This window comes from Pseudomonas sp. GL-RE-26 (assembly GCF_019956275.1).
Lineage (GTDB): Bacteria > Pseudomonadota > Gammaproteobacteria > Pseudomonadales > Pseudomonadaceae > Aquipseudomonas > Aquipseudomonas grandcourensis.
Map to the genome: position 1 here is coordinate 94,041 of NZ_JAHBDI010000001.1, position 17,892 is coordinate 111,932.

Annotated in this window: 16 protein-coding genes and 1 pseudogene; 2 read left to right on the plus strand and 15 right to left on the minus strand. The window is 62.1% G+C overall.

What is annotated here, in order from left to right; all coding sequences use genetic code 11:
• Positions 1–283: 283 nt before the first annotated feature.
• Positions 284–1,291, plus strand: coding sequence for an Ldh family oxidoreductase (locus KGB07_RS00450; protein WP_223464102.1), 1,008 nt, complete (start codon positions 284–286; stop codon positions 1,289–1,291).
• Between the two features lie 143 nt (positions 1,292–1,434).
• On the opposite strand, the gene KGB07_RS00455 is transcribed toward KGB07_RS00450, so the two are convergent.
• The 15 genes from KGB07_RS00455 to KGB07_RS00525 form a co-directional block, all read right to left on the minus strand.
• Positions 1,435–3,015: an aldehyde dehydrogenase (NADP(+)) gene (locus KGB07_RS00455; RefSeq protein WP_223464103.1), complete on the minus strand. Its 1,581-nt coding sequence runs from the start codon at positions 3,013–3,015 to the stop codon at positions 1,435–1,437.
• A gap of 63 nt (positions 3,016–3,078) precedes the next feature.
• On the minus strand, positions 3,079–4,476 hold the full coding sequence (gene abaF, locus KGB07_RS00460; RefSeq protein WP_223464104.1) for a fosfomycin efflux MFS transporter AbaF: 1,398 nt from the start codon (positions 4,474–4,476) through the stop codon (positions 3,079–3,081).
• Between the two features lie 73 nt (positions 4,477–4,549).
• The gene (locus KGB07_RS00465) at positions 4,550–5,467 is read right to left on the minus strand and encodes a dihydrodipicolinate synthase family protein (protein WP_046042025.1); all 918 of its coding nucleotides are present in this window, start codon (positions 5,465–5,467) and stop codon (positions 4,550–4,552) included.
• A 126-nt stretch (positions 5,468–5,593) separates the two neighbouring features.
• Positions 5,594–6,622 carry a trans-3-hydroxy-L-proline dehydratase gene (locus tag KGB07_RS00470; protein WP_008018645.1) on the minus strand — a complete coding sequence of 343 codons (1,029 nt, stop codon included), beginning with the start codon at positions 6,620–6,622 and terminating at the stop codon, positions 5,594–5,596.
• Positions 6,623–6,737: 115 nt separating this feature from the next.
• Positions 6,738–7,460 (minus strand): amino acid ABC transporter ATP-binding protein, encoded by a 723-nt coding sequence (locus tag KGB07_RS00475; protein WP_046042023.1) that lies wholly within the window; start codon positions 7,458–7,460, stop codon positions 6,738–6,740.
• Positions 7,453–8,103 (minus strand): amino acid ABC transporter permease, encoded by a 651-nt coding sequence (locus KGB07_RS00480; protein ID WP_046042022.1) that lies wholly within the window; start codon positions 8,101–8,103, stop codon positions 7,453–7,455. Before KGB07_RS00480 ends, KGB07_RS00475 begins: the two co-directional genes overlap by 8 nt.
• Before the next feature lie 10 nt (positions 8,104–8,113).
• Positions 8,114–8,779, minus strand: coding sequence for an amino acid ABC transporter permease (locus KGB07_RS00485; RefSeq protein ID WP_046042021.1), 666 nt, complete (start codon positions 8,777–8,779; stop codon positions 8,114–8,116).
• On the minus strand, positions 8,772–10,550 hold the full coding sequence (locus tag KGB07_RS00490; RefSeq protein ID WP_223464105.1) for an aconitase X: 1,779 nt from the start codon (positions 10,548–10,550) through the stop codon (positions 8,772–8,774). Before KGB07_RS00490 ends, KGB07_RS00485 begins: the two co-directional genes overlap by 8 nt.
• A gap of 10 nt (positions 10,551–10,560) precedes the next feature.
• The gene (locus tag KGB07_RS00495; RefSeq protein WP_046042020.1) at positions 10,561–11,379 is read right to left on the minus strand and encodes a transporter substrate-binding domain-containing protein; all 819 of its coding nucleotides are present in this window, start codon (positions 11,377–11,379) and stop codon (positions 10,561–10,563) included.
• A 687-nt stretch (positions 11,380–12,066) separates the two neighbouring features.
• Positions 12,067–12,816 carry an AraC family transcriptional regulator gene (locus KGB07_RS00500; RefSeq protein ID WP_223464107.1) on the minus strand — a complete coding sequence of 250 codons (750 nt, stop codon included), beginning with the start codon at positions 12,814–12,816 and terminating at the stop codon, positions 12,067–12,069.
• Positions 12,817–12,890: 74 nt separating this feature from the next.
• Positions 12,891–14,147 (minus strand): FAD/NAD(P)-binding oxidoreductase, encoded by a 1,257-nt coding sequence (locus KGB07_RS00505; RefSeq protein WP_046043278.1) that lies wholly within the window; start codon positions 14,145–14,147, stop codon positions 12,891–12,893.
• Positions 14,144–14,380 (minus strand): 2Fe-2S iron-sulfur cluster-binding protein, encoded by a 237-nt coding sequence (locus tag KGB07_RS00510; protein ID WP_046043279.1) that lies wholly within the window; start codon positions 14,378–14,380, stop codon positions 14,144–14,146. The genes KGB07_RS00505 and KGB07_RS00510 overlap by 4 nt, the downstream gene beginning before the upstream one ends.
• Positions 14,373–15,488, minus strand: coding sequence for an NAD(P)/FAD-dependent oxidoreductase (locus KGB07_RS00515; RefSeq protein WP_046043280.1), 1,116 nt, complete (start codon positions 15,486–15,488; stop codon positions 14,373–14,375). The genes KGB07_RS00510 and KGB07_RS00515 overlap by 8 nt, the downstream gene beginning before the upstream one ends.
• On the minus strand, positions 15,485–16,417 hold the full coding sequence (locus tag KGB07_RS00520) for a 4-hydroxyproline epimerase (protein ID WP_223464109.1): 933 nt from the start codon (positions 16,415–16,417) through the stop codon (positions 15,485–15,487). Before KGB07_RS00520 ends, KGB07_RS00515 begins: the two co-directional genes overlap by 4 nt.
• 114 nt (positions 16,418–16,531) lie before the next feature.
• Positions 16,532–17,203 carry a GntR family transcriptional regulator gene (locus KGB07_RS00525; RefSeq protein ID WP_033051988.1) on the minus strand — a complete coding sequence of 224 codons (672 nt, stop codon included), beginning with the start codon at positions 17,201–17,203 and terminating at the stop codon, positions 16,532–16,534.
• Positions 17,204–17,737: 534 nt separating this feature from the next.
• On the opposite strand from KGB07_RS00525, the pseudogene KGB07_RS00530 reads away from it, so the two are divergent.
• Positions 17,738–17,881, plus strand: a pseudogene (locus KGB07_RS00530) (hypothetical protein); the annotation flags it as partial.
• Positions 17,882–17,892 lie beyond the last annotated feature (11 nt).

Genomic DNA, 17,892 nt, shown 5'->3' on the forward strand with positions numbered 1-17,892 from the left:
ATGATATGAGAGGCCAAATCAGCTCTCTAGCCTGCGCCTTGCGCAGAGGTCTATCAATCAGGTCGATGGCAATTCTGTGTTGCCGCAAAAGCATCAATCAGTCTTGAAACAGAGGTGTGGCCTTCGCGAGCAGGCTCGCTCCCACACTGGATCTCATCAGCCATTGGATTAACGGGGTCCAACGGCCTGCGCTATGCCAATTTCGTCACCGCCAATGCCCAAACCCATCAAGCCATAACGCCTCGGATAGACCACTCTGACCGGTCTGTCCAAGGAGATGACCATGATCCGACTGACCCTGATCGAAGCCCGTGAGTTGGCCGAATCGATCTTGTTGCACAACGGTTTTAATCTGGCCCATGCACAAGCGGTGGCGGCGACGGTGATTGCTGGCGAACGTGATGGCTGTGCCTCCCACGGTTTGTACCGGATTTTGGGGTGTGTGAATTCCCTGCGGGCCGGCAAGGTGTCAGCCGATGCCGAGCCACAGGTGATCGACCAGGCGCCGTCGATTGTGCGGGTGGATGCTGGCGGTGGGTTTTCGCAGTTGGCGTTTCAGGCGGGGTTGCCGTTGCTGGCGCAGAAAACCCGGGCCAACGGCATTGCGGCGTTGGCAATCAACCGCTGTGTACATTTCTCTGCGCTGTGGGTGGAGATCGAGCAACTGACTGCTGCCGGTCTGGTGGCACTGGCGTGTAATCCGAGCCACGCCTGGGTGGCGCCGGCTGGAGGACGACTGCCGGTGTTCGGCACCAATCCCATTGCCTTCGGTTGGCCGCGTGCGGGGCAAGATCCGTTTGTGTTCGACTTCGCCACCAGCGCGATTGCCCGTGGTGATATCGAACTGCACCGGCGTGCCGGCAAGGCGATTCCCGAAGGTTGGGGCGTCGACGCCCAAGGCCAGCCGAGCACCGACGCCAACGTGGTGCTCGACAGCGGCGCGATGCTGACGTTCGGCGGGCACAAGGGTTCGGCGCTGGCGGCGATGGTGGAGTTGATTGCCGGGCCGCTGATTGGTGACCTGACCAGTGCCGAGTCGTTGGCTTACGACGGGGGCAGCAAGTCGTCGCCGTACCATGGCGAGTTGATCATCGCCCTGGACCCTCGGCGCTTTCTGGGGGACGCCACTGAAGAACATTTGGCCCGGGCCGAAACATTGTTCCAGGGCATTGAAGGGCAGGGCGCACGCTTACCGTCGCAACGACGTTACGCGGCGCGGGTACGCAGCCTGGTGGAAGGCGTGCAAATTCCCGAGGCGCTGTACAACGACCTCAAGGCCTTGCTCGCCTGATTGAATCAACGTGCTCAATCCTGTGGGAGCGGCGGTGCGGCGATCCGACTTGCTCGAGAAGGCGGCGTGTCAGTCAACGAAGAGGCTGAAGCTGATGGCCCTTTCGCGTACAGGCTCGCTCCCACAGTTCTTTGTGCGGTTTTCTAGATTGAGTCGCGTTGGCTGCTGCCATCCACCAGCCGTGCAATCCCCAGCGGGTTGGCATTTTTCAAGGCGTCGGGTAGCAAGGCGTCCGGGCAGTTCTGGTAGCACACCGGACGCAGGAATCGCTCGATGGCCAGGCTGCCAACCGACGTGCCACGGGCGTCGGAGGTTGCAGGGTAAGGCCCGCCATGGACCATGGCATCGCAGACTTCGACCCCGGTGGGGTAACCGTTGAACAGTACCCGGCCGACTTTTTGTTCCAGCAGTACCAGCAGGTCTGCATGGGTCTGAAGATCCGATGCTTCGCCAATCAATGTCGCAGTCAGTTGCCCGTGCAAGCTGTTCAACGCCTGCCGCAGCTCAACCTTGTCCGCCACATCAACGATAATGGTGGTCGGCCCGAACACTTCTTCCTGTAGCAGCGGATCCCCATTGAGCAGCAGGCTGACGTCGGCCTTGAACAGTTGCGGCCGCGCCTGATTGCCCAACTGGTCGTGGCCCGCCAGGTGCGTCACGCCCGGATGCTCGAGCAAGGCCCGCAGCCCTTTTTCATAGCTGTCGAGGGTGCCAGCATTGAGCATGGTTTGCGCCGGTTGTGCGGCCATCAGGTTGCTTACTCGGGCAGAGAACGCCGTCCATTCAGGGGCGCGAATACCAATGACCAACCCCGGATTGGTGCAGAACTGCCCGCAACCCTGGACCACCGATGCCACCAGTTCACCGGCGATTTTCTCGCCCCGCGCGCGCAAGGCTTCGGGCAATACCAACACTGGATTGATGCTGCTCATCTCGGCGAACACCGGGATGGGTTGTTGCCGTGCGGCGGCCATGTCGCAAAGGGCACGGCCACCTTTGAGCGAGCCGGTGAAACCGACGGCCTGAATCGCCGGGTGCTTGACCAGCGCTTCACCGACACCAGCGCCGTAGATCATGTTGAACACACCCTTGGGCATGTCGGTCTGCTCGGCGGCGCGCAGGATCGCATTGGCCACGCATTCGGCGGTTGCCATGTGCCCGCTGTGGGCCTTGAACACCACCGGGCAACCGGCGGCCAGGGCCGCTGCGGTATCGCCGCCAGCAGTCGAAAAGGCCAACGGAAAATTGCTCGCGCCGAACACGGCCACCGGGCCGACGCCGATCCGGTACTGGCGCAGGTCAACCCGTGGCAGCGGCTGACGCTCCGGCAGGGCACGGTCGATGCGCGCGCTGTAGAAGTCGCCCCGACGCAGGACCTGAGCGAACAGACGCATCTGGCCGCTGGTGCGGCCGCGCTCGCCCTGAATCCGGGCGCTGGGCAGGGCGGTCTCACGGGTCACCAGGGCAACGAACTCGTCATCCAGGGCATCCAGTTGCGCGGCGATGGCTTCAAGGAATTGCGCCCGGCGCGTCGCCGGCAAATTACGAAAGGTCGGATAGGCGGCCGCAGCGGCCTGGACGGCCGCATCGACTTCGTGCGCGGTGGCTTGCACGAAAGAGTAGGGCAGTGCTTCGCCGGTGCTGGCGTCATGGCTGTTCAGGATGATGCCGCCGACGGCGCTGCGCGCTCCGCCGATGTAGTTGTGGCCAAGGATTTCGAGCATTGAAAATCTCCGGTCTGGAAAGGGTAAGGGCAAAAGACCGCAGCCTGCGATCTTTCAGGGCCATCAAGCCAAAGAGTCACCCCGGCGCGGGGTGGCTGGCACGGCTGCGTCCACGGCAGCAACCCGCGCCGCCGACTCGGCATCCACCTGGCGCAATGACTTGCCACGGGTCTCGCGGGTCACCCCGACAGCCACCACGGAAATCAGCGCAGCGCCCACCAGATACCAGGCGATCGGAGTCGAGCTGTGGTACTTGTTGAGCAAGGTGATGGCGATCAGTGGTGCCAGGGAACCGGCGAAGATCGGCGCCACCTGGTAGCACAGGGACAGAGCGGTGTAGCGTACGTGGGTCGGGAACATTTCAGCCATCAGCGCCGAGTAAGGCGCATAAGTCATCGACTCGATGGCTAGGCCCAGGGTGATGGCGGCCATGATCAGCCAGTTGTTGCCGGTGTCCATCATCGGGAAACCGATGAAACCCCAGAACGCTGTGAGCACCGCGCCGGTCAGGTACACCGGCTTGCGCCCGACGATGTCCGACAGATAGCCCATCAGCGGGATCAGGAAAAAGTGCACCAGGTGCGCGCCGAACATCAGCAGCAGAATTTGCGAAGTGTCCTTGTGCACCACCAGTTTCAGATAGGTAATCGAGAACGTCACCACGGTGTAGTAGAGGATGTTCTCGGCAAAGCGTGCGCCGATTCCCACCAGCACCGAACGCCAGTGATGACGCAGTACTTGCACCACACCGAGCTGTTGCTGTTTGGTCTGTGCCTGACGGGCCTGGGCTTCCTTGAAGATCGGCGCGTCATCGACGCTGGTGCGAATCCAGTATCCGATCAACACGACTACCGCCGAGAACCAGAACGCCACGCGCCAGCCCCAGGCAAGGAACTGTTGCTCTGACAGGTTCGACGACAACAGCAGCAGGGCGACCGTGGCCACCAGGTTGCCGGCCGGCACCCCGGCTTGCGGCCAACTGGCCCAGAAGCCCCGACGATTGTCCGGGCAGTGTTCGGACACCAGCAGAATCGCGCCGCCCCATTCGCCACCGAAAGCGAAGCCCTGGATCAACCGCAACAGCACCAGTAGCACCGGCGCTGCGTAACCGATCTGGTCGAAGCCAGGCAGGCAACCCATCAGGAAGGTGGTGATGCCGACCACTACCAGGCTCAGTTGCAGCAGGCGTTTGCGGCCGAATTTGTCACCGTAGTGACCGAATACCAAACCGCCCAACGGCCGGGCGAGAAAGCCGACCGCGTACAAGGCGAAGGCGGCGATGATGCCGTCGACGGGGCTGTCGGTCTGGCGGAAGAACAGCTGACCGAAGACCAGCGCCGAGGCGGTGCCGTAGAGAAAGAATTCATACCATTCAGCGACGGTGCCAGCCATGGCGGCGGCCACTACGCGTTTGAGTCCCGAGGGTGTGGTTGCGCTTTGCGTGTGCTGAGGATTCGACATGCTGACGTACCTTGTTAAGGCGCGAAAAAACGGGCAGCCGGGCCGGGCCGGTAAAGGCCCGCCCGGCAATCACTCAGAGACCGACGTCCGGCAGTTCCGGGCGGCTCGCCAACGCCTTGGCCATGATCTGCTCGACGAATACGCGGTCGGCTTCCGGCAGGGCCAGGCGTGGCGGACGGGTCAAAGCGCTGCCGCGACCGGCGATGGCTTCACACAGCTTGATGCACTGCACCAGGTCGGCACGGGCATCGAGGTGCAGGATCGGCATCAGCCATTCGTAGATCGGCATGGCTTCGGCGAAACGACCGGCCTTGGCCAGGCGGAAGATGGTTTCGCCCTCTTTCGGGAACACGTTGGACATGCCCGAGACCCAACCTTCGGCACCCACGGCGATGCTTTCCAGCACCACGTCGTCGAGGCCGGCGAACAGCACGAAACGGTCACCGACTTCGTTGCGCACGTCGATGAAGCGGCGGGTGTCGCCGGAAGAGTCCTTGAAGCACACCACGTTGTCGCAGTCGGCCAGGGAAATCAGGATGTCCGGGGTGACGTCGTTCTTATAGATAGGCGGGTTGTTGTAGACCATCAGCGGCACGTCGGCGTTTTTCGCCACGTAGCGGTAATGCTCGGCGGTCTCGAACGGCTTGGAACCGTAGACCAGCGCCGGCATCAGCATCACGCCATCGACGCCGACCCGGCGTACGGCATTGGCGACCTTGGCCGCTTGTATGCTGGTGAACTCGGCCACGCCGCAAATCACCGGCACGCGACCACGGGCGGCATCGACGGCCACTTCAGTCACGGCGATTTTTTCTTCGGCGCTCAGCGAGGTGTTTTCACCTACCGAGCCGCAGACCACCAGGCCGGACACGCCGTCGCGGATCACGTTGGAAATCACCTGATGGGTTTTTTCCAGGTTGATGGAGAAGTCATCGTTGAATTGAGTGGTCACTGCGGGGAAGACGCCACTCCAGTTAATGCGCTTGCTCATTGTTGCCTCCGGTTCGTTAATTGTATTTCGTATACGATATTTAAAATGACCATGCTCTGCTAGTGTTTTTTTTGGTTTTCAGGGGTTTTTACTGGCCGTTGGTCTGGGGGTTCAGGGATTGCGTGATCAGGCGCCGGGCCAAGTGTCGGACAGGCGATAGCCTTGTGGCCACGGATCGCTTGGGTCGAGCAGCAATTGATGGGTGCCGGTGATCCACGCCCGGCCGGAAATGCACGGGTAAATCGCGGCGCGGCCGGCGACTTCGGTCAGCGAATCAATGCGGCAGTGGAACTCGGAGCCGATAATCGAACGGCCGACAAAGCGCTCGCCAACCTGCATCAAGCCTTTGGCCTGCAACACCGCCATGCGCGCCGAGCAACCAGTGCCGGTGGGGGAGCGGTCTATCTTGCCCGGTTGAATCACCACCGCATTGGCGCCGGTGGCGATGCCGTTCTCATGGACGATGGGCGCGGCGATCTGGCAGAAGGAAATGTGCGACCACTCGGGATTCAGCGGATGCACGAAGCCCAGTTGTTCGTTGGCCGCTCGAGTGATTTTCAGCCCGACCGCCACCAGATCGGCCGCTTCATCCGGGCGGATGGAGAAACCCAGGCCTTTGGCATCGGCAATCACAAAACTGTCGCCACCATAAGCGGTGTCAACCTTCAGCGAGCCGATGCCTTCGACTTCAATCCACGCATCCAGTCGATCAGCGAAGGACGGCACGTTTTTCACTTCCACCCGTTGCACCTTGCCATCCCGGCAGTCGGCCACCGCTTCGATCAGGCCGCCGGGCGCTTCCAGCACCAGGCGGGTTTGCGGCTCGGTCATGGGCAGGATGCCGCTGTCGAGCAATACAGTGGCGACGCACAACGAGTTGGAGCCGGACATCGGCGGGGTGTCCGCCGGTTCCATGATGATCCAGGCCATCTGCGCCCGTGGGTCCTTGGCCGGGACCAGCAGGTTGACGTGGCGGAACACGCCGCCGCGGGGTTCGTTGAGGACGAAGTTGCGCAGGGTTTCGTCCCGGGCGATCCAGCGCGACTGTTCCCACACGGTGGCGCCGGGCGGCGGGGCGACACCGCCCACGATCACGTCGCCGACTTCGCCTTCGGCGTGGCAGCTGACTACATGAATGACTTTTGATGAACGCATGACTTGATCCTTGTTTTGTCCGTGCGGGCCTCATCGCGAGCAGGCTCGCTCCTACACTGTTCGATATGCACCGCTAACCCTGTAGGAGTGAGCCTGCTCGCGATTGGGCCGTTAGTTATTTCACCGATTTGAGAAACGCCGCTGTTTCCGCATGCACCGGATTGCCAATCACCTGATCCGGCGAACCAATCTCATGCACCAGGCCATTGCGGAAGAACGCCACACGGTCGGACACGTCCCGGGCAAAGCGGATTTCGTGGGTCACCAACACCATGGTCATGCCGTCTTCGGCAAGCATGCGCATGGTGTCCAGCACTTCGCCGACCAGTTGCGGGTCGAGTGCCGAAGTGGCTTCGTCGAACAGCATGTAATCCGGCGACATGGCCAGGGCCCGGGCGATGGCCATGCGTTGCTGCTGTCCACCGGACAGCTTGCCAGGGAAGGTCTTGAACTTGTCGCCCAGACCGACGTGAGTCAGTTGCTTCACCGCTAACTCTTCAGCTTCGGCCTTGCTTTTGCCCAGCACTTTGCGCGGTGCGAGCATGACGTTTTCCAGCACCGTCAGATGCGGAAAGGCATTCCATTGCTGGAACACGATGCCGATTTTCTGCCGCAGGCGATTAAGGTCGGTGGCGCTGTGATGGACCTCGACGCCGTCAACGCGGATGTTGCCTTTCTGGATCGGTTCCAGGCCGTTGATGCACATCAGCAGGGTCGATTTGCCGGAGCCGGAGCCGCCGATGATCGACACCACTTCGCCCTTGTTCACCGTCAGGTTGACGCCCTTGACCACTTCGAGGTTGCCGAAGGATTTATGTACGTTGTCAATCTCAATCATTTTCTTGCCACCTTCTTTCCAGACGAGCGCCCAGGCGTGCGACCACCAGGCTCATGACGTAGTAGATAAGGCCCGCGATGCACAGCACCAGCAACGGTTCCTGGATGCGGGTGACGATGGTTTGCGAGGCGCGCAGCAGTTCGACGATGCCGATCCACATCACCAGCGCGGTGTCTTTCATCACGCCGAGCACCAGGTTCAGCCAGCCAGGGAACGCCACCCGAGTGGCCATTGGCAGGACGATCCAGCGCAAGTCCTGCAAGAAGCTCAGGCCCAACGAACGACTGGCCCGGCGCACGGTGAACGGTACCGCCAACACGCCGGCGCGCACGATTTCGGTGAAGTACGCCGCGGCATACACCCCCAGCACAATGCAGCCGACGCTGAAGGCACTGATGTTCAAACCGACGATGCTTTTGAGCGAGTTGAACAGCACGAACTGGATCAGCAACGGCACGCTGCGAAACACGTCCAGCACCCACGCCAGCGGCAGGCTGGCCCGAGGCAACAAGGCGCGCAGCAGGCCGAAGAACAACCCAGCCACGGAGCCGAGAATGATCGACCAGAAGGTCAGTTGCATCGTGACCCACGCACCGTTGAGCAGGAACATCAGGTCATTGGAGGAAAAATCGGTGGAAAACATGGACAGCTCCTCAATAACGGAACAACCGCCAGGCCATCAGCCGGGCTGCCGCAACGATTGCCTTGGCAATCAGGTAATACAGCCCCGCTGCGATGGCGAAGTATTCGAAGGTGCGGAAGGTTTTGACGTTGTATTCCTGGGTCACCCCCGTCAGGTCATTGTTCAGCCCGACGATCACCCCCAGCGAGGTCATCAGCACCGCCCAGACCATCTGATTGGTCAGTGGGTAGAACACGATCCGCAGCAGTTGCGGGACGATGATCATGCGATAGGCCTGGAAGGCACTCATGCCGAGGGAACGCGCCGCACGCACTTGTGTGTGGGGAACCGCTTTGAGGCCGCCGCGAAAGTTCTCCGCCAGATACCCTGCATTGTTGAAGGTGATTCCGGCCAGCAGGGCGAACCATGAACTGACGTGAAGGTTCAGCGAGCCGAGGCCGAAGTAGAGGATGTAGATCTGGAACAGCGACGGGGTGTTGCGCGCAATCGATACCCAGCCGTTGCCGAAACCGCGCAATAATGGGTGTTTGGCTTCGCGCATCACCGTCAGGGCCAGGGCGATCAGCACGCCGAAGATCATCGACAGCGCGGCGGTTTCGAAGGTGACGATGGCACCGGCAAGCATGTCCGGCAGGGCGCGCAGGGCGGAGCGCCATTGGAAACTGTAGTCAAACATGCGCAGGGCTCTCCAGTAGGGCAGCAGGTTGTAACCAGGCCGGCAAACGTCCGCTGGCCGTTGCGGTGCAGGCGGCGTCGACGCATTCGGCAAGGCTGGCGAAGTGCACCTTGCGGCCGACCAGGCCCGGTGCGTAGTGGGCGTATTTGCCCGAGTTGGTCATCAGGTTTTTAGCCGCCAGGGGGATTACGGGTTCGCCGAGCATGCACCAGCAGGTGTCGGTGACCAAGGTCGCGCCAAAAGCTTCGTTCACGGCGATGTGCCCGGCCTCGCGGGCCTGCTCCAGCACCGCACGGCCGCAGGTGATGGCAAGCACCACATCCGGGTGTTTGTGCCGTCCCCGGCACAGTCGCGCCAGGTGAGCGAACTCGCTGAGGGAAAAGTGCGGGTTACCCAGCGACACCACATCCACCCGGTTATCGCGAGCACTGTTGAGTTCGCGCCAGCTGAGCAGCAGGTCTTTCAAGCGGATTTTTTCCACGGGAATGGAAGTGTCCGCATCCAGCACCTGCGCCGGGTCAATGGCCTCCGGGGTGACCCCGGCGATATGGAACAGCGGTGCCGCCGAGGTGGTGGCGAAAGCCGCGCCAAAGGCTTTGAGGTCGTCCAGGCTCGGCTTGCGTTTTTCCAGTCCCAGCACCAGCGGCACGCGGCTGCCGGCCAGCGCACCGATGTGATAACCCAGCAACGGGTAGAAGGCATCGTCCAGTTCACCGAGGGCGGGCAATTCGATCTGCAACCGGGCCTTGCGTTGTGCGTCAAGGTGGCAGCCGATCAGCGGCGCGCGGCCGGTGAGGGCGATGCAGATGTCCAGGTAATCCGGGTATTTCAGGGTGCGTGCACCGAGCACGCTGTTGGCGTAGACCACCGCATTGGATTCGGCCCAGACAATTTGCTCGCCAGCCTTCGGTGCAGTGTCGAGCAGGTACGGCGCGCAGGTGAAACTGAGTTGCGCGCCCATCGCCATATAGGCATCGCCCAGGGCACTGGCCGGTTCACCCAGTGCCGGGTCGATACCCAGTTCGCGCCAACGGCGCTGGTCGACGGAAATTGAATTGAGGGTGGTGGGCACTCGTACTTTTGCTCCCCATTGCACCAGTTGTTCGGCAAAACGCAGGCTCGCCGGTCCCGTATAAATGCAGCCGTCGATGTGCGCTTGAGTGACATCCACCAGGCTGCTGGCACCTTGCAGTTCGGCCATGCGCAGGACGATCTGCATGGCCATCTGCGCGGCTTTGCGATGCCGGCCGTCGAGCAGCGCCCGATCGTGCTCAGTGAGCGCGATCGAGGCGGTGGTGTCGGTGTTGGGTAATGGGCTGTCGAGTCCCTGCCAGGCATCGCTCGGCAGGTGATCGAACAGGCTCAGCGTTGTATTTTCGACTCGGGCGAAAGCCTGGCCGCGTAAAGCGGCGAAGGCCTCCCTGCCGATGCACAGCACCGGCAGGGAACGGGCAAAAATAGTCTGCGCCACCAGCACACCCAGGGTCAGGATCTCGTCGGGTTCGGCCAGCACCAGTGCTGCCGGTGCATGGCCGTTGCTGATCAGTTCCATCAACACACTGCTGCCGGTGCACGAGCCGCGACCACTGGGAATCGCCAGCACGCGGCCGGCCAGGTGTTGGCCGCTGAGCGGGTGATGGCGGTCGATGACTTCACCCGTGCAGGGATCGACTCCGCCCCAGAAACTCAAGCCGACATCGGCGAACAGCAGGGCGCCTTGCGCGGCACCCGCCACCAGGCTGCGCCCGGTCAGAGACATTGGCCTAGGCATGCCGGACATCTCAGTAGTAGACCTGAGGTACGGTCAGGTTGGTCGGCGGGATCTCGGTGCCAACCCATTTAACGAACAGCTCCTTGTAGCGACCGGTGCGCACCTGTTGGTTGACGAACAGGTTGAGGTAGTTGAGCAGGCCGAACTCGCTGCGCTTGGCACCCAGGGACACGTAGTCGATGACGTACGGGGCGTTACCGGCGACTTTCAGGTTTTTGTATTTGCCCGACTTGAGGGTGGCGGCGGCCACGGTGTTGGTGACCACGGTCGCATCAATGTGGCCTTGGGCGACGGCTAGCAGGGTATCGCTCTGCGACTGGTAGGCTCGGAAACTGCCCGAGCCCCAGTTCTTCACGTCTTTCTCCAGGGCGATGGCCTCATAGGTGCCGCTGGTGTTGCCCACTGCTTTGCCCTTGAGGTCGTCGAAGCCGTTGATGCCGGTGTCGTCGCGGGTCAGCACCACCATCTGGAAGGCAAAGTAGGGCACGGTGAGGCCAACGGTCTTGGCGCGTTCGAGGGTGTCGGAGGTGGACGCGACGATCACGTCAGCCCGCCCGGAGACCAGTGCCGGAATGCGATCCGGGAACGGCGTTTCCACCACTTCGGCCTCGACCCCGAGGATCTTCGCCAGGTCGCGGCAATAGTCCACATCGAAGCCGGCAGGCGAGTTGCTGGCATCGCGAAAGCCCATGGGCGGGAAGTCCAGGGTCACGGCGCAACGCAGCTTGCCCGAGCCGATGATGTCGTCGAGCTTGTCGGCCTGGGCAGTGGCGATAAAGGAGGTACTGAGAACAGCGCTGAGGGCTACGGCAAATGCGGGGTTTTTCATAGAGGCCTCGTTGATGTGAAGTGCTGTTGAAAATCGTATTGGGGATTTCGTATACGATATTAACAATAGCAATCAGCGTGCCTAATTCCAGTCCGAGGGGTGAATTAGTTGTCAGGCCTTGGCGTAGAGGTTTTGTAGCGGTGCAACCCGAGGCACGGTGACGCCAAGGTATCGGGGGCAGGTGTTACATATGGGAGCAGCGGTAGCGCGGGCGCCCCTTTAAGGAACACTGGTCAATGCTGTGTGCGGCGTTGAACCACCGATGTCAGAACGATTGCTGAAGATCAAAGGATCGCAGGCTTCGCTAGCTCCTACACCGACCGCGTACAGATGCTATTAACGGACATACGCCAATTTCTGCGGAAGAAACACGACGATGATCGCGATCAGGCCGGCCGGTAGGCCGCCTCGCTTTTGCTGTTGTGGTACACGCCCCCTCGAGAGGCCGAGAGGAGGTTCTGCGTAGTGGGCAACCCGGCATGGATGCCGGGTTAGCCGCCCCCGGCCATGGATGGCCGATGGCGGCGGGCCCACGGAGCAGGACCGGAGCGAGGGCATGCCGAGCCTAGGCGAGGCACCGAATGTCAGGGGCAAGAGCCCTTGGTTACTTGGGGCTTTTCCAAGTGACCCGCCGTAAGGGCGGAACCCTAAGCGGCCGTTACCGCAGCAACGGATATGCCCCCAAACCTAACGCTGGTTATCGCGATACTGACTCGGCGACAAACTGGTCAGCGCCCGAAACTGCCGGCTGAAGGCACTGTGGTCGGTGTAACCACAGCGCAAGGCAATCTCGGTAATCGGCAACCCGGTGTGCAGTAACAACCGCGAACCTTCTTCCAGGCGTGCCTTGTGAATCATTTGCCGTGGGGTGAGCTGGAATACCCGTTTGCAGTGCCGCTCCAATTGCGCCACGGAATAGCCTGCGATGGCGGTCAGTTCGGCGAGGCTGATGGAGCGGGCGAAGTTGCGGCGGATATGGGCATCCACGGCGGCGAGTTTCTGGAACGCCGGATGGTTCGACTGCGGCGATTGCAGGTCGCGGGAGATACCGGCCAGGCCCACGATTCGACCCTGTTCATCCTTCAAGGCGAGTTTGTGGGTCAGGCACCAGATCGGCTGATTGCCATAATACAAATGCAGCTCCAGCTGATCGGCCAGTTCGCGACCGCTGGACAGCACTCGCCGATCCTGCTCGGTGTACAGCGGACCGAAGCGTTCCGGGAAGACCATTTCGGCGGTGCGCCCCAGCAGCTCGTCCCTGTGTTTGAAACCACAACGCCGGGCCAGGGTCTGGTTGACGAAGGCGTAGCGGGCCTCGCAGTCCTTGATGAAAAACACCACGTCCGACAGGGTATCGAGCAACGGCGCGATGGGCTGAAGGCTGTTCAGCAGCGTTGGCAGATCGCAAGGTTTAAAGGTGGTGAGCGAGGGATACATGGCGCTGGGGGTCTGAGGGTGACCCCCGGGATCATAGAGACTCGGCAGCGTGGCCGAAACCCCTGGCGTGGTCATCACGCTGGCGGGGTATCGTCCAGGGACATCAAGGTTTCGATCCGCGCCGGGCTGAAGGGTGGGCGCGGTGCTGAGGGCTGCCAACCAAACAAATGCTGCACTGCACCGCCACACACCCGGCCCTGGCAGGCGCCCATGCCGCAGCGACTGGCGAGTTTGGCTTCGCGCCAGTCAGAGTGACCGGTCAATGCCGCGTAGGGCACGTCTTCGCAGCGGCAAACCAGGGTGTCGGGTTGGGCCAGGGACTTGAGTCGCGGGTCGAGGGCGAACGCGCTGTTCAGCGCCTTGGCGAAACCCTGCCAGCGCGCCCGGCGCGGCCACAATTGCCTGGCGGCTTCCAGATTGCCGACCGCTGCGTGGCCGGCAATCGCACCTTCCACCAAGGCCAGCTCACTGCCGCCGAACCCTGTGCATTCGCCCGCCGCATAATGATCGGCGCGGTTGCTGGCCTGCCAGGCATCCACCGCGATGGCTTGATCTTCGATGGCGCAACCCAGTGCCTGACCCAACTGGATATTCGGAATCAACCCGAATCCACAGGCCAGCCGATCACATTCCAACTCAACGATGTTGCCTTGTTGTTGCAGGCGCACGCCTTCCACTCGGTCGGTGCCAAGCGCCGCCAATATGTGGGTGGCGGTGCGGTAGTGGTGGTCGAACAGACTGAACGATTGCAGCCATTTGCCGGGCCAGCGCGGCAGTTGCGCGGCGAAACCGGCGACGGCATTGCGGCTGGCTTGTTCGGCGATGCGTTGCACTTGCGCGCCATGCTGTTTGGCGGTGGCGGCACTGGCGAGTAAAAGCGGGCCGCTGCCGGCGATCACCACGCGCTCGTTCTGCACCGGCACCCCGGCCTTGATCAGCGCCTGCAAACCACCCGCACCGGTGACACCCGGCAGGGTCCAGCCGGGGAAGGGCAGCAGCAGTTCACGGGCGCCGGTGCACAGAATCAGTTTGTCGTAGCTGATCAACCAGCCATGGTCGTCATCTTCCACCAGCAGTTGTTTCGCGCCGGGGGCGGCGATCACCCGAGTACCGGCGTGATGGCGGATGTTGTTGCACGACGCCAGACGCTCGCGCAGGCGCCGGGCCTGACCGGGCACGTTGGCTTGAGGTCCGTCGCGCCAGATTTGCCCGCCCGCCAGCGGGTTGTCGTCGAGCATGACAATGCGGGCGCCGCTGGGGGCGGCGGCAAGGGCGGCGCTCAACCCGGCAGGGCCAGCGCCAATGATCAACAGATCAGCGTATACATTCATGGGCGAGTCTCCACCTGCATGCCGTCACGGCACAGGGTCTGGCAAGCCAGGCGACGCCGGCCATCGATGGTCACCCGGCATTCCTGACAAATGCCCATGCCGCACAGCGGCGCACGGCGCTGACCGCTGACTGAGGTGCGCGTGCAGCCGTCACTGGCCAACGCCAGGGCAGCGGCGACGCTGGTGCCTTCGGCGACTTCCAGGGCGTGGCCGTCCAGCAACAATTCAGGCATAGACCGGTTCTCCGAGAAAACGCTGGGGCAGATAAGGTTGTGCGGCCAGTGACGGGGTTTCGTTGAACAGTTGCGCCACCAGTAAATCGGCGGTGCCGGGGGCGGTGGTTACGCCCAGTCCTTCGTGACCGACAGCCAGCCACAAGCCTTGACGTTGTGGATGTTGGCCCACCAGCGGCAAGCCGTCGGGGCTGGCGGCGCGCAAACCGGTCCAGGCACGGATGCCATTGAGCCGGGCCAGCCCCGGCATGTACTCGGCGGCACGCTTGAGCATTTTCGCGAGCATCCAGCCTTCGACCTGCGGGTCGGTGGTGCCGAATTGTCGCGAGGCGCCGATGAACAGTTGCCCGGTGGGGCGCGGCTGGATATTGCAGGCGGTCGACGGCCCCGTGGCGTTGTGGGCACTGGTGACGTAACCCAGTTCCACCAGCGTATGGGTGACGCTGCCGGGGTAGCGGTCAGTGATCAGCAAGTGGCCTTTTTTCGGCTCGATGGGCAATTCCGGGCACAGCTCGTTGGCTTGAATACCGTTGGCCAACACCACGGCATCGGCACTCAACCAGTGACCATTATCGAGGCAGACGCGGTTGCCATCGACCGCACTGACCCGTGCCCGGCGCTGGCGGATGTTGGGTGTTTCGAGCATCCATCTGGCCGTCGCCGGGGCGTATAGAATGCCGTCGCCATTGATCAGCAAGCCGCCTTCCAGTCCTTCGCTCAGTTCCGGTTCGCGCTGGCGCAGGGCACTGGCGCCGATCAGTTCGCAAGCCACGCCCTGGGCTTGCAGGTTCAGGAATTTGCTGTGGGCCACCGCCATTTCTTCGGCATTCGCCGCCAGCCACAGCGTGCCGTTGCAGCGGTAGGCACAGCTGTCGGGCAGGTCCGCGCCCAGTTCGCGCCAGCGCTGCAACGAATATTGACTCAGGGCCAGTTCGGCGGGGTTGTCGTCGAGTACCAGCAAGTGGCCCATGCCGGCAGCCGTGGCGCCGTGCAGGCCGGCGTCCAGCACCAGCACCTGCAAGCCGCGACGGGCCAGCGCCTGGGCACAGGCGGCGCCGATAATGCCGGCGCCGATCACGATCACATCGGCCACCTGGCCCTCGTTCATGGACGAATGCCCCAGGCGAACGGGTCGTCCTGTTCGATAATCAGGCTCGCCTCGGCACTGATGAACGCGCGACCACGAATGGTCGGCACGATGCGCTCACCCTGCAGTTCGTAGGAACCCTCGAACTCGCTGCCGATGACGCTGGCCTGGTGCCAGATTTGCCCCGGTTGCAACTTGTCGTCGGCCGCCAGGCATGCCAGTTTGGCACTGGTGCCGGTGCCACAGGGCGAACGATCATAGGCTTTGCCGGGGCAGAGCACGAAGTTGCGGCTGTCGGCGTGATCGTCATCGGCGAACAACTCGACGTGATCGATCAAGCCGCCGTCTTCACCGCGAATGCCTTGGGCTTCCAGTGCTTGCTGCACGGCGAAGGTGTAAGCGGTCAGCGCTTCGAGGTTGTCGCCGGCCACCCGCAGGCCATGCTCGGCGATCAGGAAAAACCAGTTGCCGCCCCAAGCGATATCACCGACCACTTGGCCGATGCCCGGCACCTGCACCGCCAGCGCCTTGCGATAACGGTAGGCCGGCACGTTGCGCACGCTCACCGAATGGTCTTCGTGCAGGGTTGCCTGCACCGTGCCCACCGGCGTTTCGATGCTGTGCACGCCTGGGCCAATCTTGCCCAGATGCGCCAACGACGCCACCAGGCCGATGGTGCCGTGGCCGCACATGCCCAGATAACCGGTGTTGTTGAAGAAAATCACCCCGGCACAGGCGCCAGGGTCCACCGGCGTGCAGAGCAGGGCGCCCACCAGTACGTCACTGCCCCGTGGTTCCAGCATACAGGCGGCGCGCCATTGATCATGCTGTTCGCCTAATAGCTTGCGCCGTTCGGCCATGCTGCCAGTGCCCAAATCAGGAAAGCCGGCGGTCACCAGGCGGGTCGGTTCGCCGCCGGTGTGGGAGTCGATCACAGAGATGCGCTTCATGGGAGGGCCACGTCCATTCGGTTGAGTGAACGCTAGAGTGGCCCGTGCGGCGGGGTGTCGGCTTGATGGATTTAGTCTGTGTCGATGACGAAATCGGCACAGCATCCGCAGTTGTCAGTGGGTGTGGGGCAGGTGCTCGAACAGGGTCGTGCAGACGCCGGCAATGTGCTCGTCCAGAAGCTTCACCGCCAGGTCCACATCCCCGGCGCGGCAGGCCGCCAGGATCTCGCGGTGTTCGTGATCGGCCCGTTCCTTACCGGCCGACAAGCTCATCTGCATGCGTAGATAACGCTCCAGCTTGTCGTTGACCGAACGGATCAGACTCACCAGAAACGGTCGCTGCGCCGGCTCGTACAGGCAGGAATGCAGCTCCCAGTTGAGCTCGGCCCAGCGCCCCACGTCGTCCTCGCCGATGAACTCCTGACAGATGCGCTCGGCACGGGCGAAGGTCTCTTCGGTCATGTTCGGAATGGCCAGGCGCAGAATCTTGTCCTCCAGCAACATCCGCACTTCGAACATCTGCGCCAGTTCCGCATCGGAAACCCGCGTGACCATCGCCCCGCGATTGCGCTGGAACATCACCAACCCTTCGGCCTCCAGCCGCTTGAGGGCTTCGCGCACCGGGATCTTGCTGACATTGAACTGGCGGGCGATGTCGTCCTGGCGAATCGGCTCATCCTCGGCAAAATGCCCGGCGACAATCGCATCCCGCAGATGGCGGGTGATGATTTCCGAAGTCGAAGGCGTGTTACCAAGGTCGGGGGCGTTGAGTTTGGGTAGGTTCACGGCGGCGGTCATTTGGAGTGAGATAGCGCTAGGGTATACGAAATTCTTTTGCTGATCTTCCCCGGTTAGACGTCGATGCACCCGATGTCGGTCATGCAACCCGCTACAACAAAACGGGCGCCTGTAAAGGCGCTCGTTTTCATTCAGGCCTGCGCCGCCCTCTCAGAGGCTATCCGGATCCCCGAAGAACATTTTGACTGGGCTCTAGGACCGTAGTTTCAGGTCGAGAAAGTTTTAGCTTGCCCCCATTTTTGCCCCCAATCCTCACTTGGTGGGCGAGTGATCGAGAAGGGTGAATCCTGCCATAGTTCCAGCGTGGCGCCGGGTGGCTTTTGGTGTGATTTTCACGTTGGGGTTAAAGGCTGCCACACGTCATTGAGGCACGCCTGGCTCCCGCCGCCCTAATAATTGCCTGCTACAGACGATCCCTGCGTGCGCGCCAGCAGGAGTACAGCTTGACGAGCCTCGAAGCCCTGTAAAAGCCGATTGGATCGAAGACTGGATGGATAACATCAATCATCCCTCGGATCGCCTTCTGTCCTCGCGCCCATTCTTCACCCGTTCTATCAGCATGCTCAGCCGCAGGAGCGTAACTTTCTGCTCAGCTATTTGGTTTTACCATGCTCTACCGACTGGATTCGGGTGGAAGCCAGGTCTTCACTAACAATACGATTCTGAACGGCCGCCAA

Excerpts from the sequence above, each read along its gene's own strand:
- KGB07_RS00450 (WP_223464102.1), top strand. The coding sequence starts at position 284 with ATGATCCGACTGACCCTGATCGAAGCCCGTGAGTTGGCCGAATCGATC.
- KGB07_RS00455 (WP_223464103.1), bottom strand. The coding sequence starts at position 3,015 with ATGCTCGAAATCCTTGGCCACAACTACATCGGCGGAGCGCGCAGCGCC.
- abaF (WP_223464104.1), bottom strand. The coding sequence starts at position 4,476 with ATGTCGAATCCTCAGCACACGCAAAGCGCAACCACACCCTCGGGACTC.
- KGB07_RS00465 (WP_046042025.1), bottom strand. The coding sequence starts at position 5,467 with ATGAGCAAGCGCATTAACTGGAGTGGCGTCTTCCCCGCAGTGACCACT.
- KGB07_RS00470 (WP_008018645.1), bottom strand. The coding sequence starts at position 6,622 with ATGCGTTCATCAAAAGTCATTCATGTAGTCAGCTGCCACGCCGAAGGC.
- KGB07_RS00475 (WP_046042023.1), bottom strand. The coding sequence starts at position 7,460 with ATGATTGAGATTGACAACGTACATAAATCCTTCGGCAACCTCGAAGTG.
- KGB07_RS00480 (WP_046042022.1), bottom strand. The coding sequence starts at position 8,103 with ATGTTTTCCACCGATTTTTCCTCCAATGACCTGATGTTCCTGCTCAAC.
- KGB07_RS00485 (WP_046042021.1), bottom strand. The coding sequence starts at position 8,779 with ATGTTTGACTACAGTTTCCAATGGCGCTCCGCCCTGCGCGCCCTGCCG.
- KGB07_RS00490 (WP_223464105.1), bottom strand. The coding sequence starts at position 10,550 with ATGCCTAGGCCAATGTCTCTGACCGGGCGCAGCCTGGTGGCGGGTGCC.
- KGB07_RS00495 (WP_046042020.1), bottom strand. The coding sequence starts at position 11,379 with ATGAAAAACCCCGCATTTGCCGTAGCCCTCAGCGCTGTTCTCAGTACC.
- KGB07_RS00500 (WP_223464107.1), bottom strand. The coding sequence starts at position 12,816 with ATGTATCCCTCGCTCACCACCTTTAAACCTTGCGATCTGCCAACGCTG.
- KGB07_RS00505 (WP_046043278.1), bottom strand. The coding sequence starts at position 14,147 with ATGAATGTATACGCTGATCTGTTGATCATTGGCGCTGGCCCTGCCGGG.
- KGB07_RS00510 (WP_046043279.1), bottom strand. The coding sequence starts at position 14,380 with ATGCCTGAATTGTTGCTGGACGGCCACGCCCTGGAAGTCGCCGAAGGC.
- KGB07_RS00515 (WP_046043280.1), bottom strand. The coding sequence starts at position 15,488 with ATGAACGAGGGCCAGGTGGCCGATGTGATCGTGATCGGCGCCGGCATT.
- KGB07_RS00520 (WP_223464109.1), bottom strand. The coding sequence starts at position 16,417 with ATGAAGCGCATCTCTGTGATCGACTCCCACACCGGCGGCGAACCGACC.